This is a genomic window from Saprospiraceae bacterium, from assembly GCA_016715965.1.
In the GTDB taxonomy this organism is placed as follows: Bacteria; Bacteroidota; Bacteroidia; order Chitinophagales; family Saprospiraceae; genus Vicinibacter.
Genome location: JADJXG010000001.1, coordinates 2,294,311 through 2,318,850, shown reverse-complemented (window position 1 = coordinate 2,318,850; position 24,540 = coordinate 2,294,311). Strand labels below are relative to the sequence as shown.

Sequence of the window (24,540 nt, the reverse complement as noted above, 5' to 3'; positions counted from 1 at the left end):
ATTCCTTTTTTAGTGATTAGTTTTAGAATACATTTCACACAATGCAGCACATTCATCCATTACCTTTTGCAATCGGGGTGGCTTTACGCCAATACTTTGAAGTAAGGCATGGTTGTGGTGCATGGATTTACACAACACTATTTTTTTGTCTAACAGCTGTTGCTTTTCTCTTTGGGTAAGTGAAGTAAGACAGGTTACGGGGTGTAAACCCGAACCATCAATCCAGTCTTTTAACCCATTATGTTTGGGGTAATCCCAACTCACAAGGTTCATATTCATGCACCTTCCGTATTGAGCAGCATCTTCTGAAAAGCGAGTATTGGTTACTACCCAACCCTGATGAAATTTTTCAGAATGACCATCTAACTGTTTCCATTGTCTTTCCACATCTAAAAACCTTGACTGAATGTATAGCGGGATTTTAACATCGGACGAGTAACCCTGACGGTTATGAAATTTGCACTCAATCATAAAATGGTGTTCGTCTTTTTCGGCAATCACATCAATTTCATGGTTTACACAATGTCCTTTTACAATTACGCCCACTTGCGTTTTGTAACCTCTATGTTTTAAAAGTTCGCCAACAAATTGCTCAAACGGAAAACCGGAAGGTCCCAATTCCATAATGGCTTGTTTGAGTTTATAACGTGCTGCTGCCGGACGGGAATAATTTCTCAGCAATCGAAATGCAGTTTTGTAAATCTTCCGGGTGGACATTCCTTCAACCAGCATTTCGATTACTTCATTGGTAATTTCATCTGCCTGCTCGTTGTTTGCTCCTGAACGCAACAGCGATTGTTTCAACTTTCCTTTATTGAAAGGAGCTTTCAGTCCTGATGCTTTGGTGATATTTATGTTTTCAGCGTTAATCTTCATCGTGAATAAGGTTTGTGCGTTTTAATATTTGAATAACCAAGAGCGAAATCAAAGCAGAAGCAATAACTACCAACCAGTCTTCTAATTTAAGCGACTGAACATTCAATGCTTCACGAACCGGGGGAATGAAGAAAACGGATATCACGATTAGCCCACTCGAAGCAAGAGCATACCATACATATTTGTTTCTGAAAACTTCGGACTTAAAAAATGATGTTTTAACCGATGCCATGTTGAACACATGGAATAACTGACAAACAATGAGTGTGAAGAACAAAATGTTATTGCACAATTTCGGGTCAAAGTGTTCGCCTGTATGCAAAACAAAATGGCTAAAGAATACTGCACCCAGGGTGCAAACGGAAATGATTGCCGCATAGATCCAAACGGCATACCACTGTCTTGTTTTTAAAAGTGGTTCAGTAGGGTTTCGGGGTTTATGCTTCATTACAAAAGGACTGCCTTCGCTTACTCCCAAAGCAAGTGCCGGTAATACATCGGTTATGAGATTGATAAAAAGTATTTGCAGTGGAATTAATTGAAAATGCAGATTAGATAAGGCAGCTAAAGTCACTACAAACAATTCACTCATGTTGCAGGAAAGCAGGTAAATCACAAATTCCTGAATGTTGCTGAAGATGACACGACCTTGCCTGATTGCGTGAACAATGGAAGAAAACTTATCGTCTTTCAACACCATGTCTGACACTTCTTGTGCCACCTGTGTTCCACGCTTTCCCATTGCAATACCGATGTCGGCTTTTTTTAAAGCAGGCGCATCATTTACACCATCGCCAGTCATGCCAACGATGTTTCCTTTTTCCTGCAATACAGTAACCAAATCCAGCTTATGTGTAGGAGTTACTCTTGCAAAAACAGAAGTATTCAGCCAATGCTGTTTTTCGTTTTCGCTGAGTTGCGAAGCTCCTTTCATTTCTTTTCCAATAATAGGTGTATCGTTTTCAGAAATACCTAATTGATTAGCTATGTAACTGGCTGTAGCGGGGTGGTCGCCTGTAATCATCACTACTTTAATACCTGCCTCTTTACATTCTTTGATGGCATCAAACACATCTTCGGCTGGAGGGTCCATCATACCGTAAAGCCCTGCAAAAACCAAATCGCTTGTTAGTGAAATATCTTTTGAAGGGGTTTCTTTAAAAGCACCTGCTATTACTCGTAAACCGGATGCCGCAAGATGTTCTGATTTTTCTTTCCAATGTTTTCTTGTTTCTTCATTCAGAAATTGAATTTCAGAACCAATCAGAATTTGGCTGCATTGCTTGAGTATTTCTTCTGCCGCGCCTTTGGCATAAACAATATATCCATTGTTTCCGCTATGCAGCGTTGCCATCATTTTTGTTTCCGATGAAAACGGGACTTCATCTATTTTAGGAAACTGCTGTCGCAACTGCTCAATATTCTCTCCGTTTTTGTGTGCATATTTCAATAAGCCCGTTTCCAGCGGGTCGCCAATTTCTTTTATTTCGTTTTCTGAAATCTGAATGGATGCTGTGTTGCATAAAACAGCGATATGCTGCATGATTTGTTTGTTCTTTTCAGCATTTTCTTCTGTCGTAATTACATCGGTAACCTCTATTTTATTTTGAGTAAGCGTTCCAGTTTTATCGGTGCAGATTACCGTAGTGCCGCCTAAAGTTTCTACTGCCGAAAGTTTCTTGACAATTACATTGTGTTTTGCCATTTTCATCATGCCCTGCGCCAGGGCAAGTGTTGCCACAATGGGAAGACCTTCGGGTATAGCTGCCACGGCAAGGGCAATGGCAGTTTCAAGCAATTCAACATAATCGCCATGCGTAAACATGCCGACAATGAAAATCAAAACAACCAGAGCAACTGTTATGTAAATGAGTTTGCGACTGAATACTTGTAACTTTTTTTCAAGGGGTGTGGCTGATTGGTCTGCGCCCTGCACGAGATGTGCAATTTTGCCTAATTCGGTTTGCATTCCGGTTGCTACCACAAGGGCAGTGGTGTTTCCGTTGGTAACGAAAGTGCCTTTATGCAGCATATTAGCTCGGTCGGCAAGTGGAATATCTTCGGAAAGCTCACTTGCTATTTTCTCAACGGGCATGGCTTCACCCGTAAGCGATGCTTCATTTACGGAAAGTTGTGTGGCGGTAATAATTCTTGCATCTGCGGTAATCATGTCACCAGCTTCCACAAACAGTATATCACCCGGAACTAATTCCTCGGATGTTATTTCGGATAACTTACCATCCCTGAACACTTTTGCCGGAACACTTGCCATTTTTTTAAGGGCATTCATAGAGCGTTCTGCCTGCATTTCCATCCAAAAGCCAATGCTCGCATTTACGAGTATTACAAGCAGAATTGCGGTTGCATCCAAGTATTCCTGAAACCAAAACGACATGGCGGCTGCAAACAGCAACAAATACACCAAGAGGTTATTAAATTGCGACAGGACTATTTTCAAAGGATGTTTTCCTTTATCGGATTGAATAGTATTTCTGCCGTATTGAGAAATACGGTTGGTTGCTTCAAGAGCGGTCAATCCTTTTGCCGAATCACTATTAAACTCAGCAATAAGTTGAATCAATGAAGCCGAAAAAGTGTTGTTTGAGAGTTTCATATTTCATTAGTGTTTGTTTTATCGAATTGAAAGCAGCGCAGGTTGTAAATAGTAGTTTCGGCAATATTTCTTAACGCGGTATCCGTTAAAAACGCCTGATGACTTGTAATAAGCACGTTGCTGAAAGTCATTAGTCGTGCAATGGTATCGTCAAGCAGAATATCGTTTGAATGGTCTTCAAAAAATAGTCCTTCTTCTTCTTCATAAACATCCATACCGAAAAATCCAATCTGCTTTGTTTTTAGCGCATCGATTACTGCTTTTGTATTTACCAACCCCCCTCTGCTTGTGTTAATAAGCATTACACCAGGTTTCATTTTTTCTATACAATGTTTATCAATAATATACTGTGTCATGTTGTTAAGTGGAACGTGCAGTGAAATAATATCAGATTTTTCACAAAGTGATGCACAGGTAGTATATTCAACTTGATAGTGACTTTTGAGTTCTTCGTTTTGCTCTTTATCAAAGGCAACAATGCGACAACCAAACCCATGCATAATTCGGGCTACGACACTCCCGATTTTACCTGTGCCTATAATTCCTACAGTTTTTCCATTCATGTCAAAGCCCACCAACCCATCTAGTGAGAAATTTAATTTCAAAATTCTCCTGTTTGCACGAATGAGTTTTCGATTAAGTGCGAGCATCATGGCAACTGTGTGTTCAGCAATAGCATATGGCGAGTAAGACGGAACTCGGGCGACTTTCATGTTGAGTTCCTTTGCCTTTTTAATATCCACATGGTTAAATCCTGCTGAACGAAGTGCAAGATATTTAACCCCATGCTTATGGAGCAGCTCTAAAACATAAGCATTGGCTTTATCACCAGTAAAAATGCTGACAGCTTCACAGCTAAACGCTAGATAAGTTGTGCTCTCGCTTAGTGGCACATCAAAAAATACCAATTCATGTTCTGCTCCATTTGCTTTCAATAAATATGGCTTTTCAAATTGATGTATGCTGTAAACCGCTACTTTCATAAACTCATAATATTTTTTATTCTTCAATTTCAAGGTATTCCACTTTACCATGTTTTTTCAATTCGTATTCTTTCCCTAACTGATAAACCACAGGTAAAACGATTAACACAAAAAGTGTAGAGGTAACCATTCCGAAAACAAAGGGAATGGCAGTGGGTTTCATAACATCGCTACCCACGCCTGTTGCCAATAGAATAGGCATTAGTCCAATCATGTCAGCCATTACGGTCATTAGTTTTGGTCGGACACGCATTACTGCGCCTGAAAAAACGGCTGTCTGCACTTCTTGCTGTGTAAGTTCTGCGCTTCCCTTTTTATCTACTGCATCGTGTATGGCTTCGTTCATATAGACGAGCATCAGCACGCCTGTTTCTACCGCAATACCAAATAAGGCAATGAAACCGACTGCAACCGCAACAGAAAAGTTCACGTCAAAAAAATACATGGAATAAACGCCTCCGATTAAAGCAATGGGAATACTGGAAAGCACAATCGCCATTTCTTTGAAGGAACGAAAAGTGAAATAAAGCACGAAGGCAATAATCAAAAGCGTAATAGGAATGATAATTTTCAAACGGTTTTCGGCACGGACTTTACTTTCATACTGTCCGCTCCAGTTGATGAAATAACCTTTGGGAAGATTTTTGAAATCGGCATCTATTTTTTCTTTGGCATCTTTCACCACGCTACCCATATCTCTGCCTCTGACATTAAATAAAACTGTGCCTCTCAACATGGCGTTCTCTGAATTAATCATTGGCGGACCTTCGGTAATTTCCAAATCAGCCACTGCCGAAAGCGGAATAACTCCATAGCCGGATGTTTGAAGGGGTGTTCTTTTTATCTCTTCCAAATCACTACGGAAATCCTGTGCCAAACGCATAGATACACTGAATCGCTGCCGACCTTCTACTGTTTGGGTTACAGGCATTCCTCCCAACGCCATTTCAATAAGCATGTTCACTTCTTCAATGGAAAGATTGTATCGGGCAATTTCCTCCCTCTTAATTTTTACATCAAGGTATTTGCCTCCTGTGAGTTGCTCTACATATAAATCGGTAAGCCCTTCAATGCCCTGCAAGGATTTTTCAACCTGACGGGCAATGTTGTAAATGGTATCTAATTCCTGTCCGTAAATTTTAATGCCGATGTCTGTCCGAACCCCTGTTGAAAGCATATTGATACGGTTGATGATGGGCTGTGTCCAACCATTTGTAACTCCGGGGATTTTTACTTTCTCGTTTAATTCAGTAATTAGTTTTTCGGTGGTCATTCCTTTGCGCCATTCCGATTTTGGTTTTAAAAGAATGATGCTTTCAATCATACTCATGGGAGCATTGTCGGTTGCAGTATAGGCACGACCTGCTTTGCCCAGAACATTTTCCACTTCGGGAACGGACATGATGAGTTTGTCCTGCACCTGCAAAATACGTTTGGCTTCGTTGTTGGAAACATCAGGAAGTGTAACGGGCATGAACAACAGCGAACCTTCATCTAATGGCGGCATAAATTCAGAACCTAAACGCAATACGAATGGAATACTGCCAAACACGATTAAAACAGAAATAGCAATAACCGTTTTTTTCCAACGCTGACACAAGCGCAATACAGGGCTGTAAATTTTGATGAAGAAATTAGCAACCGGATTTCTGCTTTCGGGAATGAGTTTGCCTTTCATCAATGAACGAAGCAACATTGGCACGATAAACAGCGCGACAATGGCAGAGCCTATCATTACAAATGTTTTTGTAAACACAAGGGGCGAATACAATTTTCTTTCCTGCCCTTCGAGAAAGAGAATTGGTGCGAATGAAATAAGCGTTACCAAGATGGAAAAGAAAACCGCTCTTCCAACAGTGCGCGATGAACGTTCAATAATTTTGATGCGTTCTTCTTCGCTAAGTTCTTTTGTATTTCCTATTCTATGCTTTTCCATTATTCATCGGTTTTTAAAACTGCTTTCACCAATCCTTTGTATGCGTTCTCTGTCATTACAATTCCGGCATCTACCAAATCACCGATTGCCAAAGCAATTCCACCCAATGACATAATGTTGAGAGAAATGCCAAACCATTTCACCAACATAAAACCAATCAGCACCGATAAAGGAATAGTAACAATAGCAACTACTGCGCTGCGCACATGAAAAAGAAATAATAAAACAACAAGTGCCACAACTATAATTTCTTCAATCAATGCATCTTTGAGCGTGGCAACAGCCGCTTCAATAAGGTCGCTGCGGTCGTAAGCCACTTTGAATTTCACGCCTGGAGGCAGACCTTTTTCCACATCACCTAATCTTTCTTTCACTCGGTCAATTACTTCTTTTGCATTTTCGCCATATCGGGCAACCACTACGCCACCTACCACTTCACCTTCACCATTCTCCTCCGCAATACCCAATCGGATGTCGCTGCTCATTTGCACGTCAGCAACATCTTTCAATTTTATGGGCGTTGATTTGTATGCCCCAACAGAAATTTCTTCAATGTCTTTAATGTCCTTTATGTAGCCCAAACCTCTTAGCATATAGCCCATGCGGTTCATTTCGTAAATGCTGCCTCCTACATCTCTGTTGTTTGCTTTTAATGCGTTTGCCACATCCATTGCGGATATGCCGTAGTAAACCAATTTGTGCGGATTGACGCTAACCTGATATTGCTTTTGAATGCCCCCAAACGAGGCGACTTCGCTCACGCCTTCCACATTCTGCAAAGCAAACTTTACATACCAGTCCTGCACTGCACGGAGTTCTCCCAAATCGTAGCCATCGCCCTGAAGTGTATACCAAAACACATGACCTACACCTGTTCCATCGGGACCAAGTGTTGGGGTTACGCCTTGCGGCAATGCTTTTTGCGCGAAGTTCAATCGCTCCAACACACGGGTTCGCGCCCAGTAAATTTCTGCATCGTCATTGAAAATGACGAAGATGAAACTCATGCCGAACATGGAAGCAGCACGTATGGCTTTTACGTTAGGGATGCCCTGCAAGTTGGAAACCAAGGGGTAGGTGATTTGGTCTTCCATGATTTGCGGATTGCGCCCCATCCATTCGGTGTAAACAATCACCTGATTTTCGGATAAGTCGGGAATGGCATCAACGGGAGTAGTCATTACTGACCAAATGCCACCCACTACAACCAGCAAAATGCCAATCCAGACGAAGAAGCGGTTGTGCGTTGACCATGAAATTATTTTTTCTATCATTCGTTTGCGGTGTTAAACTGATTTAGTGATTTGTGTGAGTGCTGTCGTGTTTGTGATGTTCATGGTTTCCTTCCACTTTTTCCAAATCCATGTTGCACACGGGGCAAGAGCCGGGTTTGTCATACATTTTTTCGCCTTCACATTTCATGGGGCATTGATACATGGCATTAGCGGTTTGTTCGGTAGTTGTTGTATCTTTTTTGCTTTCTGAAGTTTTGCTTCCGCATGAAGCCATGAAAATTACTGCTGTGAGCAAGAGGGTTGATGTTGTAATTTTTGTTTTCATATTATTTAGATTTTATAAGTGTGAGTATTCATTTATGACATTTTACTTTTTAAAAGTTGTGCGTTTATAGCAACTACAATGGTGCTTAAACTCATCAATACTGCACCAACTGCCGGACTTAACATTATTCCCCAATTATAAAGTACACCTGCTGCCAATGGAATTGCAAGAATGTTGTAGCCCGCAGCCCACCATAAGTTTTGTATCATTTTGTTGTAGGTAGCTTTACCAAATAATATCAGGTTGGCGATATCTTTCGGGTCGGAGTTCACCAAAATAATGTCTGCTGTTTCTGCTGCTACATCTGTTCCTGAACCAACTGCAATACCAACATCTGCTTGTGCAAGAGCAGGTGCATCATTTACGCCATCGCCTGTCATGGCAATGTATTCACCTTTTTCCTGAAGTTCTTTTACTTTCTCTAATTTATCATGCGGTAATACATTGGCTATGAAGCCGTCCATTTTTAATTCATCGCTTACTTTCATGGCTACTTTTTCGTTGTCGCCTGTAAGCAGCAGGTTCTTAATTCCCGCCTCTTTTAAAATTTGAATGGCTTCAAGAGAGCTTTCTCTTATCTGGTCTGAAAAAGTAAAATACCCCGCAACATTTTTGTCAATCAGAACATAAACAACTGTGCCTGTAAATTCATCAATCGTTTCAGCAATCTTGATGTTTTGTTCGTTCAGGTAATTCGGACCTACTACTTTAATTTCTTTCTCTTCTACAATGCCTTCCAATCCTTTACCCGGCAGGTAATTGAAATTTTCTGATTTTGGAATTGCAATGTTCAATTCTTTCACCTTTCTCAACAAACCTGCTGCGATGTAATGTTCAGAATGTTGTTCAATGCCTGATGCTAAACGCAGTAATTCTTTATCTTCAAATTTGGGGTTCAGCACTTTTATTTGCTGTAATTCATGTGAACCTTTTGTAAGTGTTCCGGTCTTGTCAAAAATGATGGTAGTAATCAGCCGCGCATTTTCAAAAGCTGTTCTGTTGCGAATGAGCAAACCTTTTTGTGCAGAAATGGAAGTTGAAATAGCTACAACTAAAGGCACAGCCAACCCTAAAGCATGAGGACAGGAAATAACCATTACTGTAACCATTCTTTCCAAAGCAAACACAAACGGAAAACCCAAAAGCAACCAAATAGTAAGTGTGATAACACCACCGCCCAACGCAACAAACGTCAGCACTTTTGCAGCACGGTCGGCAAAATTTTGTGTTTTTGATTTTACTTTTTGAGCATCTTCTACCAGCTTTACTACTTTGTTCAGATAGCTGTCTTTTCCTGTGCTTGTAACTTTTATAGTAAGTGAACCATTACTATTTACAGCACCGCCAATCACTTTACTGTCCTTTTCTTTTTTTACTGGTTTACTCTCACCAGTAAGCATACTTTCATCAACATAGCTTTCTCCTTCGGTTACAATTCCATCTACCGGAACTTTTTCGCCCGGCTTTACCATAATCATATCTCCGATTTTCAAATGACTGACAGGCATATCATGTATTTGTCCGTTTACTAAATGGTGTGCGGTTGAAGGCATCATTTTCACAAGCAATTCCAATGAACGGGAAGCACCCATTACCGATTTCATTTCAAAGTAATGCCCAATGAGCATAATGTCTATCAGGGTTGCCATTTCCCAATAAAAGTCCATGCCCTGCAAACCAAAAGTGATAGCAACACTGTATGCCCATGCAACAGTAATAGCAACACCAATCAGTGTCATCATGCCAATGGCTTTATCCTTCACTTCATCTACCAATCCTTTTAGAAATGGATAACCACCATAAACGAAAATGAATGTGGAGAGAACAGCCAACAAATATTTGTCGCCTGCAAAAACTAATTTAAACCCTAACCACTGCTGTATCATGTGCGACAGGGCAAGCACAGGAATAGAAACGATGGAACATACAATAAATCGCTTCCAAAATTCCGCAACATTATGCCCGGCGTGTTTATCATGTCCGCTCACGTCGCGATCACCATATTGTTCATTTGGATGTTGATTTTCATAATGATGATGATGTGTATGGTCCATATAAACATTTTTTGCAAATTCTTAATGATTACTCTATTTCTCACTGACTTATGTCCATCTAACCAATGATTAATGTTTATGATGCTCGTGGTTTTCGTGATTCTCTTCAACCAATTGTAAGTCCATGTTACATACGGGGCAAGAGCCGGGTTTGCTGTAAATTTTTTCTCCCTCACATTTCATGGGGCATTGGTAATTTGCGTTGGCGGTTTGTTCTGTTGCAGTTTTTTCTTTGCTTTCGGATGTTTTGTTTCCGCAAGAAGCGAAGAACATTACTGTTGTGAGTAACATTGCTGCGATGTTGATTTGATTTTTCATTTTCTAATTAGATTTTGATGGTTTGTTAATTTTTAGCTGCTGTGCAAAAACTGTTTGTCCCGATTTTGGATAGATGAAATCCGCTTTTGAAACATGCTCAAAGCCAGCATCGGAAAAGAATTGAGTTATAAAAAAAGGTACATTGTCGTTAATGGTTATAAAGCCTTCTAACATTTGTGCCATATACTAAGAGAAAAACATCCATTTGTTTTTTAACCCGCCCCAATTTCCAATCATGAATTGGCCGTTGGGATTTAAAACACAGTACAATTTTTTAAGGCAATTCAAATGAGCGGTTGTATCAATAATTCGCTGCGTTGTCCAGGATTTTGAAAGTAAGCGACCACCCGTCGCCTGCCAAAATAGGCGTGTGCGGGCTACCGTCGTTTGCTGGCGATAGGTACAAGCTGTGCCAATGGGTAGTGTCCGTGTCACCAAATTGTTTGTGAACATTCAAAGTGACCGCCTGCCCTTTTTTGAGCACCAGGTTTTTGCCTGGCATTGCGTCGTTGTATCTCAATATTTGGGTCTGTGTGCCAGGATAAATCACCGGGATGCCCTGTTGTGGCATAAGGTTGAAAGTCCTGCCTTCGAGCATGGGCATTATTGGGATTTGGTTCTGGAAATACACCGAAGCAAGGAAAGCTACTGAAATCAGCCATGCCATTGTTGCTTTTTTTCATCCTTAAAATTTATAATTTGTTCCAAAAAAAACTACCGACACGCTCTAAAACTTCTGCAAGAAAAAACGTCGCTTTCATATTTCTATGATAAAACCCACTGACTCAAAAAGGCGATTTGAACGCCGGGTTTGTCAAAAATTCTGTGTCCGTGAGCGTTTTGAGAAAGGCCACCAGGTCGGCTTTTTCGCTCTCCGTGAGCCCCAACCCGCCAGGTTGAAGGTTGTATTGCATCAAAAATTCCACCGTCGTCGAGTTCTTTGCGCCGGTATTGTAGTGATCAATGACTTCTTCTAAAGTTTTAAACCTTCCATCGTGCATATAGGGCGCAGTGAGGGCGATATTTCGCAGGCTTGGCGTTTTGAACTTCGCCATATCCGCCGGGTCTAGGGTTACTTTCATGCGCCCCTCGTCTTTTTGTTCTTTGTCCGTATCAAGGCCATTGTTCATGTACTCATCGTTGGTAAAGTTGAAGGTAGCATGGCAATGAAAGCACTCTGCACCTCTTTGCACCCCAGACGGATCAAATTCCGAGAAAAACAGTTTTCGCCCGCGCTCTTCAGCATCGGACAAGCTTGTTTCACCGCGCTTGAATTGGTCGTACTTCGAGTTGTTGGAAATCATCGTGAATTCGAACTGTTCAATGGCCCTTCCAATGCGCTCTTCAGTCACAGTCGCGTCCCCAAAAGCGCGAATGAACTGGTCGGTATACTTTTTTTCAGCTGAAAGTTTGGAGATAACGTTCGCCAGCGTCTCGTTCATTTCGAGCGGATCTTGGATGGGTCGCAGGGCTTGATCGCGCAAGTGCGCAGAGCGTCCGTCCCAAAACAAGCCGTTCTTGTGCCACGCAAGGTTCATCACGGGCATTGCTTGTCGTGTGCCGTTCATTTTTTCAACGCCTACCGAAAATTGGAGACTGTCTGAAAAACCGTCGGGCTGGCGGTGGCAGTCGGCGCAAGCCTGCGAGCCGTCTTTCGAGAGGAGTTTTTCGTAAAATAGCATTCTACCGAGCATTACACCCTGCACAGTCGGTTTATTGTCCTCCGGGAATTCAGGGTCGGGGAAATCGCGCAGATTGACCGTCACAGGGGTCGGGTCAAACACGACAGGGTCATCTGCCGGTTCGGGGAGACAGGCAATAAAGAGGGCTGTCAAAAAGGAAACCACGAGTATTAATTTTTTCATAGACCGTGTATTTATATTTATTTGAATTTCGGATTCGAAATGAATTTTTCATCCGTCAGACTTTCTAAAAACGCTACTAGATCTGCTTTTTCTTGCGCTGTCAGTCCCAACGGTTTCACCAAAGCGCTTTTGTGGGAATGGCTTTTACCGCCCGAATTGTAATGGTCGACTACTGCCGCCAGGGTCGGTAGCGAGCCGTCATGCATGAAAGGCTCCGTTACGCCGACATTACGAAGCGTAGGCACTTTGAAACGGGCGATGTCTGCCGTGTCTTCAGTCAGGCGGAAACGTCCGGGGTCGGGGTAGTTTTCGTAAAGGCCGTTGTTTTCAAAGGCGTAGTTTGTAAAATTAAACCCTTCATGGCAGCTCGAACAGTTCGTTTTTTCGGAGAAAAACAAGTCCTTGCCGCGACGTTCAGCAGCCGTCAGTGCATCGTTTTTTCCCTGATAAAAGAATGCGTCGAAGCGGCTCTGTCCTGAAACCAGCGTCCGCTCGAAACAAGCGATACCCCGAGTGATGATGTAAAAATCCGGATCGCGGTCATAGGCTTCCTGACTCATTCGGACGTACATCGAGTCGGTTTTCAACCGCTCGGCGATGAGAAAAATGTTTAAATCAAACTCGTTATGTTCCTGAATTGGTACGAGGATTTGCATTTCCAGCGTTGGCACTCCCCCCTCTCGGGTGAAATACGGTTGGTAAGCCACATTTGCAAGTGTCGGCGCATTGCGCTTGCCCGGCAGTCCTCCAACCCCTGACGAAAAGGCCACCGAATCCGAAAACGCACGTCCAGGTGCATGGCACGAGGCACAGGAAACCGTGCTATCTCGCGACATGGCCACATCGTAAAAAAGCCTCTTGCCAAGTGCAAAACGCGCTGCTGTCAGTTCATTGTCCGCCGGGAAATTTGGGGTCGGGAAGCCTGGAGGCAGAGCCAAAAGCGGTTCTGGTTCGGTGAGCCCAGGTGGCTGTTGTTCTTTCTGGCAAGCCAAAAAGAACAACAGAACGAAACCGATGAAAACGCTTTTATCCATTCAAGAATCAATTCAAAACGACCAATTTTTCAACCGCCACAAGACTGCCGCGCTGCCAGAGTTGGACGAAGAAAAGTCCTGTCGTCGGCATTTTTTCCAGTAACAACGACTGGTTTTCACCTGCCGACAGTGCTTTGCGAGCCAAAATTTTGCCCGTCAAGTCAGTTACGGTTAGTGCATAACCCTCTCCTGCCGGAAGCGAATAATTGACCTGCGGAGCAGCATCGCGCACCGGGTTCGGAGAAACCTCAAACTCACCTGCGAAAGCCTGGTCTATAACCGCGGTACTGCTCTCCGCTTTGAAAACTGCGCTTTGAAAGTTGTTCAGCAGGGTCACCGCCGCTCCCGTTGTGCCATGTACCACAAGGCCTCCGCTGATATTGAGGCTTTTCATTGCCTGTTGGTAGTCTGCGATGAGATGGATCATTTTTATGTCCGGACTTACCTGTTCGGCTTTGGTCAGGATGGTCTGCGTTTTGTAGTTCGCATCTCCGAGTGCGTGGAGTTGAAAATTTTGCGAAAAGTTTGCACCGGCTAAGCCCTCGACTGCTGCGAAACGGTAGCCCGCCACCCAACCCCAGTGCATATCCGGGATTTGCGGAGCGAGTGGATCACCAGGCGGATAAGACGCCGGATCGAGGTGGTTCACAGACTGCGGCACGCCCACCGAAAAGGTGATGGCCTCGATGTTGGTAATGCCTGGCATTTGGCCGAGGCTGTACATCGAATCTTGGGCGGGGCGCACGAGTAGGGTCAACCCAGTGCAAGGTTCAATTTGCCCGCCGTCGTGGGTGATTTTGATTTCCGATATGTAATATTCGAAACGGGTGTACTTCATTTGGTACTTACCGCCGGGGTGATCAACCGCTTGGTTGAGCGAAAAAACCGCATTGCCGAGGCGCGGTGCAAGATGTAGCATGATTTCATTTTGGGCATTTCCTATCGAAATCATGGTTGCCAGAATGAGAAGTAAAAGTCCTTTTTTCATAAAAAAACAAATTTTAAATATGTATGAATTTTTTAATTTAAAAACAACAAACCGACACTTAAACCGCACTGCATCAAGCCTTTTCGACCGACCACGAACGGCTCGACGCGCAGCGCCGTTCCGCGCGAAACCTCCCGCTCGAAACCAACACCCGCCAGCCAACCCAATTCGGTTTTACTTGGTGAAGAAGAACTAATTGTAGGCAAATGACCGCTATGAAAACACAAATCTTGGCAGGCCTCTGTGAAATGCGTGACCTTGATTTTGGTTTTTTCTGAAAAATCCACGACAGCCCCACCGCGCACGAATCCGTGCCATTTGCCCGCCCCGAATTTCCGCTCAACGGTGAATGGAACGCGCCAAGAGGCTGAGTGGTAAGCAGTCTTCATATCGAGTGTGAACGGCTCATCGACAGGCATTGTCGAGCCGATTTCTTCTTGTTGCAACCGCAGGGTGAGGTCGCTTTGCTTGTCGCCGGAGACGACGGTATAATGAAACTGATATTCTTTCAAGCCTGGGTCATGTGGGTTGAGGCAAACTCCGTCCATGAGCCTTAGGGTAGCTGAGTGCGCCGCCTCGTGGGTCTGCCTCAAGTGTTGGATAATAATGCCGACGCGCCACTTTTTCAGTGGCTCGACGAAAAGTGAAACGCCCGCTTGAAAGCCGTGACCAGGACGCGGGTGCGCCTCCGGGAAGATGAGATTACCGGACCTCTTGCCCTTGTTTTTTTGAGCGATAAAGACAGGGGCTGCCTCGAATCCGAATCGGTAACGCGGGACTTTGTACTTTATTGGTTTGATGAGCGGAGTTGGAAATTGTAATTCGCTTCGTGGGTTTTCAGATAAAAGAACAGTCGGAAATGTATTATCGCTCAATTTTTCGAGCAGGTATAAGTCTTTCGTAGGCGCAGTTTTTTCTAAGAACGAATGCGTAGCAGCAATTGTCTTTTCTAAAAAACCCCTTGCTTCGTGCTCTTCGTTTTTCAAAAAAGTGGACTTGACAGGAGTTTCGTGCGTCCAATATTTTGCTAAGACGGGCCCTCCTTCAAGGCTGTATTTGCTCGAAAAATGATTCTTTGAAAACTGGGCACTAGTTGCCACCTCCGGCTTTTCTATCAAAATCGCAGCCTTTTTTTTCTTTAAATTTTCAGATAATTCGCCGGCTGAAGCCTGCACGATAAGCTGTCCTTTTTCAACCGAACCGGTCGGTGTGGCAAGTGCTTCAGAATTCTTCAGAAACCAACCAATCGAAATAGCGGCAGCCACGACAACAACCCCAGTGGACAGCCAAAATGCCAATGGGCGGCGGCGTTTGCGCTGCGGCAAGTGCTGCTCGAGGCGTTGCCAGGCATTTGCAGGTGCTTCTGGACAATAGTCGCCGATAATCTGGTCAAGCCATTTTTCGGTTGAGTCAGTAGCTGGTTTTTGTTGGTCGCTTTTCATATCAAAACGAGTTTTTTTTGAACTATTTTTTTCAAAAAGGCCTTTGCCCTTGCCAGTTGAGAGCGAGAGGTCGAGGCCGTGATGCCGAGTTCGTGTGCGATTTCCTCGTGGCTTTTCTCTTCCAAAACCGCTAGGTTCAGCACAGTGCGGAAGCCTGGAGGGAGTTTTTGGAGGAGGGCGATGACTGCATCTGGGTCGTCAGGGTCGAAGTATTCTGGCTCGAAAAAGAAGTTTTCGAGTTGGTCCAGTTCGACGATCTGAGGCAGTTTTTTCCGCCGGTGGTAGTCCTCGATGGCTGTTCGGACGAAGACACGGCGCACCCAACCATCCAAACTTCCTTCGCCGCGATACCGCGCTATATCGCGGAAAACGCGGATAAAGCCTACCTGCAACAAATCTTCAGCGGCGGCACGGCTCTCGGCAAAGCGCATACATATACCGAACATGGGGTTTTTCACCCGCTCGAATAAGATACGCTGCGCCCGTCGGTCGCCCTGTGAACAGGCGGCGGCCAAGTCGAGGTCGTTGCTATTTTTCGAAAATTCGTGCATCATTGACCGCTAAGGTAGTAGTGCGATACAGCGTGTGAAAACGCTGCACCATGTCCTGAAAAATTTTTGAGAGACAAATAGGGCTTGATATGGACTGTTCACATCCCGCCTTTTGACATTTCGTATTGGAGTATCATTGTCGCTTTCCCGCAAGCGAGCATGTACCGACCACGGTAAAGGACTCCATCATTTAGAATATATCTAAGTCAGGTCTCCTTTGTGTAAAATGTCGCCCACAGATAGGAATCTTGTACAACGTCAATGTGCTTGCTACGTGCCGCGCTTCTCTGCAAGCCAAAAGTAAGAAAAGTTTTTTTGATTGAAAGCAAAAAGTGAAAACTTATTTCACCTGTTGGCATGGCCGCATTTACAATTTTACATGCCGTTATCTTATTATTTTCTCTCAATATAAGGTTCAAAAAATTTCAAATCAACTTCATAAATAGTTTTAGGCTTAACACCCAGTTGCTTGTCTTCAAAAAGCTCGACTAGTTTTTGTCCGTCAATAAGCTCAACTGGTGGAGCTCCATCTCTTGATGCTTCTCTTTTGGCATCTTCTGAAAAAGATCCTGTAGTTAATATGATTCCTTTCTCTGCTCTTCCAAACATTGCATTTCGAAAATCACCAACTTGTGCTCGTGATACAGTTCCCTTATATCGCTTACATTGAAATAATACTTTTATTGTTACAAATGGGTTTAATTCTAAAGTACCATAACCATCTATGCCCCCATCGTGCGAACCTCCTGTTACTTCAACATTTTCAAACCCGTGCTCCCGTAAAAGTCGTTTACAAATGTCCTCAAAACCCTTAGGTGAAACACTTTGAAGTACTTCTAATAGACTTGGAGTATAACTGTGTTCAATATTTTCAGGATCTTTTTCGTCCGGCTCAATAATTAAATCTACTATGGTTTTATCTTTTCTTGCTTTTTGATGAATTTCAACCCATTTTAGAAAAAGTTGTCTTCCTTGTTCATCAGAAAGTATTGTATTTCTCCCCTTATCTGACAATGTCCAGATTCCTCTGGTGTTTTCTTCCAAAAGCCCTTCCCATACTAAATATTGTCTAGCCCACGCAACTTGATTTGCAAATCGCGGAGTACCAGATTTTAAAGTCTCTTCAAGTACTTTATCTGGAATATTAAGATTCCTTGCAATTCTTTCAGTAACTTCTTTAGGCCGCCCGGAGCCACCAAGATCTCTAAGTGCATTTAGCAATGGTCCAAACCATCTAGTAAATTCTGCTTGTCTTACTTTTCCTTTACTCATGTAATGATTGTTTTAACAATGGTATTTAATGTTTCGAAGATTTGCGATGGCAGGGTGTTTTAACACTAAACTCTATTCGGAGAACTGAACTTCCACCTTGCACAAATGTGTCTGCGAAGCAAGGAACCCCCGCGATCGCAAACCCCTTGTGATAGGCCGCCATATTCTCAATCAGAAGATGTGTTGTGTCAGTTTGCGCTACGCTTGAAACTACAAAACAAAAAATTCTGTACCGTATTGAAAGGTGTTGTGTGGTCTTCGGTAACGCACTTCAATTTCTCAAAACCGTTCTGAAGTTGCTTTTGCAATTCTTCTTCGGTGTATTGTTGGACATCAAGCATACTGCATTTTTTTGGTCCTTTGTCGCTGAATGTGCCGATTGCCATAAACTCCTTTACTGCTTTTCTTGCAGTCGCCAAGTAGGTGTTGATTTCGTCCGTGCTTGTGAGAAAATGAAAAGTTGCTCTGTCGTGCCAGCAGTCGTAAGTTGTTGTCGGATGAAATTCTGTAACATCGCTTACGATCCAATTTACATTTGCTGCTTTTTCGCCAAGCCGCAGCTTGGCTCTTTCAATTGCTTTTGCTGAAATGTCAAGCACCGAAATGTTTTGAAAACCTTCCTCCAGAAGATAGTCAACCAGTTTACTGTCGCCACCTCCAATGTCAATGATGCTTGCAGTCTTGGGCAAATTAAAACTGTGTATAAAGTCTAAAGATGTTTTTGGTAATTCCTGAGTCCAGCTTACTTCATGGGGCTGTTTGGTCGCATAAACCTTTTCCCAATGTTCTTTTCTGTTTAAATGTTCCATTTTCTTACTGTCGTTTTATGTTTAAACGGTCGTCGAAGCAATACGCCTAACGTTTTTGGGTCTGGGGTTCGTGCGGGATTTCAAGGCAGAAAACAGTCAAGCCAGCACAAAAGTTGATTTGAAAAACTGCACTTGAATTTAAGCACTTCACTTCGCATGACGAAAAACCGTGTTATAGGGCGTTTTTCTTTCTGTCTTCATTGATTTTCTTTGCCATAAGTATAATTCCTCCGCCTGCCGCACCTATTGATACAATAGTATTTATTCCAGTCCAATATGCAATCAGTCCTGCTGGAATTCCGCCAATCAGGCCCCCAAGTACGGCCCAACCTAAATATTTTAAATTTTTACTTTTTGTTGCTCTTAGAGTCTTTGAGTTCTCGGTCAGGAAGTCAAAATTTGAATCAAGCAGATATTTTTGGTAATTGTCAATGAATGTTTCCCAAAGCAACTCGTCATTACCTGTTGGTGTTTGTCCTGCTGCATTTATATTGAAGTTTGCCTTAATGTCTTGTCCGCTAATTTCAATGTCTATTGTAGATTTCCATTTCAGCGGGTTAAACGTCCACATATTTGTAGCAATTGAGCCACGTTCAAATATTATTGTCTTGTCACTTGTGTTATTGTCTAAGTGCTTAAAGCCTGATTTTTTGAAATAGTCTATGGTCATTTTTCTTAGGTCAGTCGGCTCTGAAACTTTAAACTCTATCGTCTTTTTTATTGCTGTCATTTTGTTTATGTTTTGTCTTATGAAATGCCCTACAACGGAGCACTGGCTTTGGGCCGTTACAATGGCTTAAAGCCATTGTTCGGGGATTTGCCGAAGGCATCTATCACCGATGGCACAAAGTCAGTGCTCCGTTAAAAGGAATGCCGAAGGAATTTCCTCGAACGTGCCAGTATTGCCGCCGTGCCAATTTCCTGCTGTCAAACAGTAGCTAAATTAAGATTTTTTCTACCAAACTTGAAAGACTTATGATTGAATGGCATGGAGGCAATACAATGTTGTGCCTCGTATTCATCTACCCGACACTCAGGGTAATAGAGTTTAATTTTACACTCACATCTTTTATTGCTTTCATAACTTTTTCAGTTTGTGCTTCTGATGCTTTCTTTGAACCAGAAACATATTGTCTCAGTAAGCCAGGGTTGAGGTTTGCCGTTTTCGCCAATTGGCTAATGTTTACTTCAGGAATTAAATCAAACACAGATTCTAAATCAACTTCAAATTTTAGTTTATAACCTTTGCTTAATGCCCTTTTAAGTTCTGAATCTTCCTTTTCCGCTATTTTGAGCATTTTTTCCAAGTTAAGTTTGACTTGTTGATATGTTTTGCCTCCTGCAACGCACCCATCTACCTCCTTTATATATGCAAAAAATGCATCCTTATTTCTTTCAATTACCGCTGTTAATTGTTTCATATTACTTTTTTATTCCAGCTTTTTTTAAAATACTAATTTCTGTACCTTTTGGTAAATCTTTAGACCCATGAAACGGTATTACAATAACTCCCTGAATGGATTCATGTTTGTATATTTTATGACTTCCAGTCTGCCTTATATAATACCAGCCCATTGATTTAATCAGTTTTTCAAGTTCAAGGGCTTTCACAACACAAATGTAGCATATGTGCTACTATTTTACAATACTAATTAAATTTTTCATTGAATATGAGGTATAACGGAGCACTGGCTTTGGGCCGTTACAATGGCTTAAAGCCATTGTTCGGGGATAGTGCCGAAAGCATCTATCTCCGATGGCACAAAGTCAGTGCTCCGTTCGGGGGAATGCCGAAGGCATTTCCTCGAACGGTCAAGTACTTGCGACGTGCCTCAATCACTGGAAACCAAAAGTAAAAACTTGCTTTCACTTTTTATCCAAAAGTGAAACATTTATCTTTAAGCGGCATGATCGCAAGTATGATGTTACAAGCTGGCCATTTAACCATCCATTATTTTTTTCAATTGCTCAGGATCTCGTCTACAATCCCATACAATTAATATTATTATGTGCTCTTTCATTATTTCATAAAATATTATATACTCAAGAATTACAAATCCTCTAACATTCTTATATTCTGTAGGGAAAGATAACAAGGGAAATTTCTCTATTAATTTAACTGAATCTCTAAATGTTTTTAGTAACTTCTTACTATAGGAAGTTGATTGATTCCTGGTGTCATAAAATTTCTTAATACGTTTTAGGTCATTCTTTGCTTTATGTGACCAAACTATTGGCTTAGTCATCAATTAGGTCCATAAATGTTTCTTCCGTAGTATAAAATCGATTGTTTTTGTAATCATCTCGAGCTTCCTCAATCAATAATTTTTGATCAGGATTTAAGATAATTATATTTTTGGTTTCTTTTATATCCTGAAATAAAGTATAGACTTCTTGAAGTAATTCATCATTATCTATGCCTTGTATTCCTTTGATTATCTTATCTTTAACTGAAATCATATTCTGTTTCTTTCTGCTAATTTACAAAATTTGTAAATAATTCAAATTTCTTGGCTTGCTCGTAACGTTTTGGCGGTCAAGTAGGCCAATGGAATTTCACCTTAAGCCTCTCACAGAACCGTGCGTGAACCTCTCGACTCACACGGCTCTTGACATACAATCTCAGAACTTGCTTATTGACCAATGAGCAAATAGTGTTGGATAATTTAAGCGGACTTCTCTTAACCAATCAAATGCTTTTTGGTAGCTTCGCAATTTCTTAAACTTATTCTTTACCCACTTTGCAATCCTGTAGTCCAAATATATAAATACTTTTACCAACGAGCGCGTTTCCATTTTGCCAAAATAATTCATCAATCCTCGTGTTTGAGTGTTGAGTAACTGGGCTAAGTCTTGGAGTGTCCATGTACTTTCTCTTTGAAAGTTCATTTGTTTCCATGTGTGGATGATGCGCTTGCGCGACTTCATGCTCATGCAGCAATCGTAGCCTAAGAATACACCAGAATCTCTTTTGCTTTTCTTTGACATTGGCTTATAGGTATGCCCCAAAAAATCAAATTTCACAGCATAATCCCTTCGCCTGGGCCTTCGGTAATCCATGCAATAGGTAATTTTGGTTTTCTCCTCGCTCAGTTGCAGTTTGCATGTTTTTAGTCTGCGCCTGATACCCTCCAGCACATAATGACTTTGTTGTTCGCTCATGCAATGTACCACCACATCATCGGCATAACGCACAAATTTTATCGCTGGAAAGGTTTTCTCTAACCACTTGTCTAACACGTAGTGTAAAAACAAATTGGCTAACAAAGGACTGATGACTCCGCCTTGCGGTGTGCCTTTGCCTTGCTTGTGTACCAATCCTTCATGAGTTTGTACGGGTGTTTCTAACCATCGTTTGATGTATAGTTTTACCCACTTTTCGTGCACATGTTTATCAAGTGCTTTCAGCAGCAAATCATGATCTACTTCGTCAAAGAAGCTTTTTATGTCCATGTCGATTACCCAGGCATAGTTGCGTACATTTTTCCGTACTGCCTCTAATGCCTGGTGTGCATTTCTGCCGGGTCTGTACCCATACGATTGGGGAAGAAAAACTGCCTCTAATCGGGGTTCGAGATAGGCTTTTACCACTTCCTGGGCTATCCGGTCGCCTATGCTCGGAATGCCCAATTGACGCTTTCCACCATTACTCTTGGGTATGATAACCTCTTTTACCGGTTGTGCTAAGTAACTTCCGCTGGCCATTCGGTTCCATATTTTGTACAGGTTTTTCGATAAGTTCTCGTCAAATTGCTTCAACGATATATTATCTACCCCCGCACTCCCCTTGTTACTCCTGACCTTGCGATAAGCCTGCCAAACCATCTCCTTAGTTATCGGAATCGGTTTTGATTTTGTCTCAAATAAATCTGTCATCCTTAATTTTCCTTAAGTTGTTTACTTATTTAAAACTGTATGTCTGCTGTACTTCACTCCATGTTCATTACAAACACTTCATCACTACTACTACAGCATCCGTCATCCTTTTAAACATCGATACTATAAGCCTCGTAGGTATTGCCCACTTGTGCCGTTCTCTTTGCATTTTAAAAGGACTTCCTGTGTTCCGTATAAAAGCCTATACTAAGTTCACACCTGCTCAACCGCGTTTGCCCTGCAACCAATATTCAAGCTCCCGTTGCAGCTTTTCACTTGTAGCCAAGAATACAAGCTTTTGACAAAATGTAGCCACTCTCTCACAGCTTCAGCACAGGTTCACTCTCGTTTGTCTCCTTAGTACATACCTGATTCCATCTATACGGAACCTTTTCTTCCTACCGTTTAACACCTTTTGATTACTCTCCAGGCATCGGGAAGTGGTTTGATGCCTGTTCTTGAAAACCGACACCGATGGACCTACCATCATCTTTTATACAGCATTGTTTAACCCATACTTTCTTGTTAAACATTCACAGCACACCTTGGCGCAGTGGCGGATTTCGGAGCACAAAGTTTTAATTTAATTCTAAATTTGAATATAGCACTAAACATCAAGTTGGCACGTCAACCCGCCTGACGCAAAACCCATGTTAGTGGTCGTTTATTTGTCTGATGAGTGAGATTCAATCTTACCTTCAGTAAACATTTTCGCTACAACTCTGTAAAAAATATTGTCGTTCGGCTCGGGAGTTGGGATATTCAATTGTTCAAAAGAAAGGATGGTCGGCCAGTCAATAATCTTGTAGCCCTCAATTAGCTTTTCAAGCTTAGAACGTATTTCTTCAGACTTATCAACGATTTCTGCAAACTTTATTGTTTGATAAATAAAAATTACGCTTGTATAAAAAAACACAAACTTAAAGTACTGATGGTAGTTGTGTTGATAAGAAAAAATTGGTGATATTGTTTTTTCATCGTTATCTATTTCGCCCCAACCCATTGACATTAAAGTTACGATGTCGAAATGAACAGTCTTAGAAGTAGAAAAATATATATAGTCATACAAGTCTTCTAAACCAACTTTAGAACTCATTTTCTGAACGCTAGGCAAGTAACGTTCAACAATTTTAATTCCCTTGCTATGATAATGTTTAATATATTTCTTTAATTCTGGTATAACAGATTCTGGAACGACAATCTGTGCTGGATTGTACTTTTTGAAATATTTTTCTTGAGCATTAAGGGTCGATTTGAATTCTCTAACCTGTTCGCAAAGCAAAATTGAATTTCTTTCATTTTCAGAAAGGCTTAACAGATAGGTTATCGAGATTAAGTCTTCACATAAACCTCTTAAAATAGGTATTTGAAAGAATGCATTCTCAGCTTTATCTAAATTGCATATATAAAGCATAAAGTCGTAACATTTAACATATGCGCTTATTGCAATTTCATTTAGGTCAAGATGTCCATTAGGAAGTTTGCCAACTTTCCGTAGGCTATTAATAGAGTCTTCAAAGGATTTATAAATATTTTCTGTATTTACTACGAAGTCTGGCTTTTCCATTCTGTTCTTATAAATGACCACTAACTTACTTATACACACTACAAAATAGCGCTTATCTGCCTTTTTGGGGTGGATAAGTGCAATAAAGTATCGCATTATTTACATACATACTGGTTTTATGTGTGTTATAATGGCTCAAAAGCTGCAATAAAATTTTGAAGTCTCCTCTTGAGTTATAAGTATAGATCTCTTTGATGCTGCTACTGATATACCCAAAGAGCCATGCGTTCTCAAAAGATAGGACAGGTTCACCGGCAAAGCAAGCAATAGAATCAGTCCATTCATTGGACATTCCGCACCACCAAAAACAAACTCACCCAGACCCAATCCTGATGTACTTTCGTTTCGTCGTATTCAAGCACCCAATCCCTCAGATCGTGCACAAACTCATTGTACATAGAAAGCAATGTCTGATTGGCCCCATCCAACAGCCTCCAGTCCAGACCCTCATTTTCCACCCGCATTTGTAAGGTGTAGGAGCTTCGGTTGTTGGTGATTCTCCAGGAGTCCGATACTCCTGCCCAGGTTTGAGAAAGTGTATAAGATTCAGATCCTATGGTGGCCAACCATTGTACCTGGGTGCCAAATCCGGACCTGCGGATGAAGGCAGTGCGGTCTCCGATCCGGAGATCCCATCCATCCAGGCGGTCATTGGGCAATCTTCTGGATCTCAATTCCCCGATGGGCTCATTCAGACTATCGTGCAGACTCCATTCTGTAAAATCATCGAGATAGACCGTCCTGGCAAAATAGACGTCTTGCGCAGCAAGTACCCCCATCCACCAAAAGAGCAAG

25 protein-coding genes are annotated in these 24,540 nt (G+C 42.0%); 1 reads left to right on the top strand and 24 read right to left on the bottom strand.

Features of this window, described 5'->3' with window-relative positions:
* Positions 1–9: 9 nt before the first annotated feature.
* The 19 genes from IPM48_08620 to IPM48_08530 all read right to left on the bottom strand — a co-directional run bounded on the left by IPM48_08620 (position 10) and on the right by IPM48_08530 (position 19,913).
* Entirely contained in the window at positions 10–876 is an 867-nt protein-coding gene (locus tag IPM48_08620; GenBank protein ID MBK9271650.1) for a restriction endonuclease, read from the bottom strand.
* Positions 866–3,490 carry a cation-translocating P-type ATPase gene (locus IPM48_08615; protein MBK9271649.1) on the bottom strand — a complete coding sequence of 875 codons (2,625 nt, stop codon included), beginning with the start codon at positions 3,488–3,490 and terminating at the stop codon, positions 866–868. Before IPM48_08615 ends, IPM48_08620 begins: the two co-directional genes overlap by 11 nt.
* Positions 3,487–4,473 carry a 2-hydroxyacid dehydrogenase gene (locus IPM48_08610; GenBank protein ID MBK9271648.1) on the bottom strand — a complete coding sequence of 329 codons (987 nt, stop codon included), beginning with the start codon at positions 4,471–4,473 and terminating at the stop codon, positions 3,487–3,489. The genes IPM48_08615 and IPM48_08610 overlap by 4 nt, the downstream gene beginning before the upstream one ends.
* Positions 4,474–4,489: 16 nt before the next feature.
* Complete coding sequence (locus IPM48_08605; GenBank protein MBK9271647.1) at positions 4,490–6,409, bottom strand: efflux RND transporter permease subunit; 1,920 nt, start codon at positions 6,407–6,409, stop codon at positions 4,490–4,492.
* Positions 6,409–7,683: an efflux RND transporter permease subunit gene (locus IPM48_08600; protein MBK9271646.1), complete on the bottom strand. Its 1,275-nt coding sequence runs from the start codon at positions 7,681–7,683 to the stop codon at positions 6,409–6,411. The genes IPM48_08605 and IPM48_08600 overlap by 1 nt, the downstream gene beginning before the upstream one ends.
* Positions 7,684–7,705: 22 nt before the next feature.
* On the bottom strand, positions 7,706–7,969 hold the full coding sequence (locus IPM48_08595; GenBank protein MBK9271645.1) for a hypothetical protein: 264 nt from the start codon (positions 7,967–7,969) through the stop codon (positions 7,706–7,708).
* A gap of 32 nt (positions 7,970–8,001) precedes the next feature.
* Positions 8,002–10,023 carry a cadmium-translocating P-type ATPase gene (cadA, locus tag IPM48_08590; GenBank protein ID MBK9271644.1) on the bottom strand — a complete coding sequence of 674 codons (2,022 nt, stop codon included), beginning with the start codon at positions 10,021–10,023 and terminating at the stop codon, positions 8,002–8,004.
* Between the two features lie 69 nt (positions 10,024–10,092).
* Complete coding sequence (locus IPM48_08585) at positions 10,093–10,341, bottom strand: hypothetical protein (GenBank protein ID MBK9271643.1); 249 nt, start codon at positions 10,339–10,341, stop codon at positions 10,093–10,095.
* A 301-nt stretch (positions 10,342–10,642) separates the two neighbouring features.
* A complete protein-coding gene (locus tag IPM48_08580) occupies positions 10,643–10,945 on the bottom strand; it encodes a multicopper oxidase domain-containing protein (protein ID MBK9271642.1) in 303 nt (100 codons plus the stop codon).
* A 181-nt stretch (positions 10,946–11,126) separates the two neighbouring features.
* A complete protein-coding gene (locus IPM48_08575) occupies positions 11,127–12,206 on the bottom strand; it encodes a c-type cytochrome (GenBank protein ID MBK9271641.1) in 1,080 nt (359 codons plus the stop codon).
* 17 nt (positions 12,207–12,223) lie between these two features.
* Positions 12,224–13,240, bottom strand: coding sequence for a c-type cytochrome (locus IPM48_08570; protein ID MBK9271640.1), 1,017 nt, complete (start codon positions 13,238–13,240; stop codon positions 12,224–12,226).
* A gap of 7 nt (positions 13,241–13,247) precedes the next feature.
* A complete protein-coding gene (locus tag IPM48_08565; GenBank protein ID MBK9271639.1) occupies positions 13,248–14,228 on the bottom strand; it encodes a hypothetical protein in 981 nt (326 codons plus the stop codon).
* 32 nt (positions 14,229–14,260) lie between these two features.
* The gene (locus IPM48_08560; GenBank protein ID MBK9271638.1) at positions 14,261–15,670 is read right to left on the bottom strand and encodes a hypothetical protein; all 1,410 of its coding nucleotides are present in this window, start codon (positions 15,668–15,670) and stop codon (positions 14,261–14,263) included.
* On the bottom strand, positions 15,667–16,224 hold the full coding sequence (locus tag IPM48_08555) for a sigma-70 family RNA polymerase sigma factor (protein MBK9271637.1): 558 nt from the start codon (positions 16,222–16,224) through the stop codon (positions 15,667–15,669). The genes IPM48_08560 and IPM48_08555 overlap by 4 nt, the downstream gene beginning before the upstream one ends.
* A 390-nt stretch (positions 16,225–16,614) precedes the next feature.
* Positions 16,615–17,493, bottom strand: coding sequence for a restriction endonuclease (locus IPM48_08550; GenBank protein MBK9271636.1), 879 nt, complete (start codon positions 17,491–17,493; stop codon positions 16,615–16,617).
* A 188-nt stretch (positions 17,494–17,681) separates the two neighbouring features.
* Positions 17,682–18,302 carry a class I SAM-dependent methyltransferase gene (locus IPM48_08545; GenBank protein ID MBK9271635.1) on the bottom strand — a complete coding sequence of 207 codons (621 nt, stop codon included), beginning with the start codon at positions 18,300–18,302 and terminating at the stop codon, positions 17,682–17,684.
* 172 nt (positions 18,303–18,474) lie between these two features.
* Positions 18,475–19,032 (bottom strand): hypothetical protein, encoded by a 558-nt coding sequence (locus IPM48_08540; protein ID MBK9271634.1) that lies wholly within the window; start codon positions 19,030–19,032, stop codon positions 18,475–18,477.
* A gap of 292 nt (positions 19,033–19,324) precedes the next feature.
* Positions 19,325–19,723, bottom strand: coding sequence for a type II toxin-antitoxin system HicB family antitoxin (locus IPM48_08535; GenBank protein MBK9271633.1), 399 nt, complete (start codon positions 19,721–19,723; stop codon positions 19,325–19,327).
* A 1-nt stretch (position 19,724) separates the two neighbouring features.
* A complete protein-coding gene (locus IPM48_08530) occupies positions 19,725–19,913 on the bottom strand; it encodes a type II toxin-antitoxin system HicA family toxin (GenBank protein ID MBK9271632.1) in 189 nt (62 codons plus the stop codon).
* A gap of 59 nt (positions 19,914–19,972) precedes the next feature.
* Here IPM48_08530 and IPM48_08525 point away from each other — a divergent pair, with 59 nt between their 5' ends.
* A complete protein-coding gene (locus IPM48_08525; GenBank protein MBK9271631.1) occupies positions 19,973–20,158 on the top strand; it encodes a hypothetical protein in 186 nt (61 codons plus the stop codon).
* A gap of 84 nt (positions 20,159–20,242) precedes the next feature.
* On the opposite strand, the gene IPM48_08520 is transcribed toward IPM48_08525, so the two are convergent.
* The 5 genes from IPM48_08520 to IPM48_08500 all read right to left on the bottom strand — a co-directional run bounded on the left by IPM48_08520 (position 20,243) and on the right by IPM48_08500 (position 24,524).
* Positions 20,243–20,548, bottom strand: coding sequence for a type II toxin-antitoxin system RelE/ParE family toxin (locus tag IPM48_08520; GenBank protein ID MBK9271630.1), 306 nt, complete (start codon positions 20,546–20,548; stop codon positions 20,243–20,245).
* The gene (locus IPM48_08515; protein MBK9271629.1) at positions 20,541–20,762 is read right to left on the bottom strand and encodes a hypothetical protein; all 222 of its coding nucleotides are present in this window, start codon (positions 20,760–20,762) and stop codon (positions 20,541–20,543) included. Before IPM48_08515 ends, IPM48_08520 begins: the two co-directional genes overlap by 8 nt.
* A gap of 162 nt (positions 20,763–20,924) precedes the next feature.
* Positions 20,925–22,127, bottom strand: coding sequence for a group II intron reverse transcriptase/maturase (ltrA, locus tag IPM48_08510; protein ID MBK9271628.1), 1,203 nt, complete (start codon positions 22,125–22,127; stop codon positions 20,925–20,927).
* A 715-nt stretch (positions 22,128–22,842) separates the two neighbouring features.
* Positions 22,843–23,745 carry a hypothetical protein gene (locus IPM48_08505; protein ID MBK9271627.1) on the bottom strand — a complete coding sequence of 301 codons (903 nt, stop codon included), beginning with the start codon at positions 23,743–23,745 and terminating at the stop codon, positions 22,843–22,845.
* A gap of 281 nt (positions 23,746–24,026) precedes the next feature.
* The gene (locus IPM48_08500) at positions 24,027–24,524 is read right to left on the bottom strand and encodes a hypothetical protein (protein MBK9271626.1); all 498 of its coding nucleotides are present in this window, start codon (positions 24,522–24,524) and stop codon (positions 24,027–24,029) included.
* Positions 24,525–24,540 lie beyond the last annotated feature (16 nt).

What these genes read in the sequence shown, in the direction of transcription:
- IPM48_08620 (MBK9271650.1), bottom strand. Translation starts at nt 876, where the DNA reads ATGAAGATTAACGCTGAAAACATAAATATCACCAAAGCATCAGGACTG.
- IPM48_08615 (MBK9271649.1), bottom strand. Translation starts at nt 3,490, where the DNA reads ATGAAACTCTCAAACAACACTTTTTCGGCTTCATTGATTCAACTTATT.
- IPM48_08610 (MBK9271648.1), bottom strand. Translation starts at nt 4,473, where the DNA reads ATGAAAGTAGCGGTTTACAGCATACATCAATTTGAAAAGCCATATTTA.
- IPM48_08605 (MBK9271647.1), bottom strand. Translation starts at nt 6,409, where the DNA reads ATGGAAAAGCATAGAATAGGAAATACAAAAGAACTTAGCGAAGAAGAA.
- IPM48_08600 (MBK9271646.1), bottom strand. Translation starts at nt 7,683, where the DNA reads ATGATAGAAAAAATAATTTCATGGTCAACGCACAACCGCTTCTTCGTC.
- IPM48_08595 (MBK9271645.1), bottom strand. Translation starts at nt 7,969, where the DNA reads ATGAAAACAAAAATTACAACATCAACCCTCTTGCTCACAGCAGTAATT.
- cadA (MBK9271644.1), bottom strand. Translation starts at nt 10,023, where the DNA reads ATGGACCATACACATCATCATCATTATGAAAATCAACATCCAAATGAA.
- IPM48_08585 (MBK9271643.1), bottom strand. Translation starts at nt 10,341, where the DNA reads ATGAAAAATCAAATCAACATCGCAGCAATGTTACTCACAACAGTAATG.
- IPM48_08580 (MBK9271642.1), bottom strand. Translation starts at nt 10,945, where the DNA reads ATGCCCATGCTCGAAGGCAGGACTTTCAACCTTATGCCACAACAGGGC.
- IPM48_08575 (MBK9271641.1), bottom strand. Translation starts at nt 12,206, where the DNA reads ATGAAAAAATTAATACTCGTGGTTTCCTTTTTGACAGCCCTCTTTATT.
- IPM48_08570 (MBK9271640.1), bottom strand. Translation starts at nt 13,240, where the DNA reads ATGGATAAAAGCGTTTTCATCGGTTTCGTTCTGTTGTTCTTTTTGGCT.
- IPM48_08565 (MBK9271639.1), bottom strand. Translation starts at nt 14,228, where the DNA reads ATGAAAAAAGGACTTTTACTTCTCATTCTGGCAACCATGATTTCGATA.
- IPM48_08560 (MBK9271638.1), bottom strand. Translation starts at nt 15,670, where the DNA reads ATGAAAAGCGACCAACAAAAACCAGCTACTGACTCAACCGAAAAATGG.
- IPM48_08555 (MBK9271637.1), bottom strand. Translation starts at nt 16,224, where the DNA reads ATGATGCACGAATTTTCGAAAAATAGCAACGACCTCGACTTGGCCGCC.
- IPM48_08550 (MBK9271636.1), bottom strand. Translation starts at nt 17,493, where the DNA reads ATGAGTAAAGGAAAAGTAAGACAAGCAGAATTTACTAGATGGTTTGGA.
- IPM48_08545 (MBK9271635.1), bottom strand. Translation starts at nt 18,302, where the DNA reads ATGGAACATTTAAACAGAAAAGAACATTGGGAAAAGGTTTATGCGACC.
- IPM48_08540 (MBK9271634.1), bottom strand. Translation starts at nt 19,032, where the DNA reads ATGACAGCAATAAAAAAGACGATAGAGTTTAAAGTTTCAGAGCCGACT.
- IPM48_08535 (MBK9271633.1), bottom strand. Translation starts at nt 19,723, where the DNA reads ATGAAACAATTAACAGCGGTAATTGAAAGAAATAAGGATGCATTTTTT.
- IPM48_08525 (MBK9271631.1), top strand. Translation starts at nt 19,973, where the DNA reads ATGAGGTATAACGGAGCACTGGCTTTGGGCCGTTACAATGGCTTAAAG.
- IPM48_08520 (MBK9271630.1), bottom strand. Translation starts at nt 20,548, where the DNA reads ATGACTAAGCCAATAGTTTGGTCACATAAAGCAAAGAATGACCTAAAA.
- IPM48_08515 (MBK9271629.1), bottom strand. Translation starts at nt 20,762, where the DNA reads ATGATTTCAGTTAAAGATAAGATAATCAAAGGAATACAAGGCATAGAT.
- ltrA (MBK9271628.1), bottom strand. Translation starts at nt 22,127, where the DNA reads ATGGTTTGGCAGGCTTATCGCAAGGTCAGGAGTAACAAGGGGAGTGCG.
- IPM48_08505 (MBK9271627.1), bottom strand. Translation starts at nt 23,745, where the DNA reads ATGGAAAAGCCAGACTTCGTAGTAAATACAGAAAATATTTATAAATCC.
- IPM48_08500 (MBK9271626.1), bottom strand. Translation starts at nt 24,524, where the DNA reads ATGGGGGTACTTGCTGCGCAAGACGTCTATTTTGCCAGGACGGTCTAT.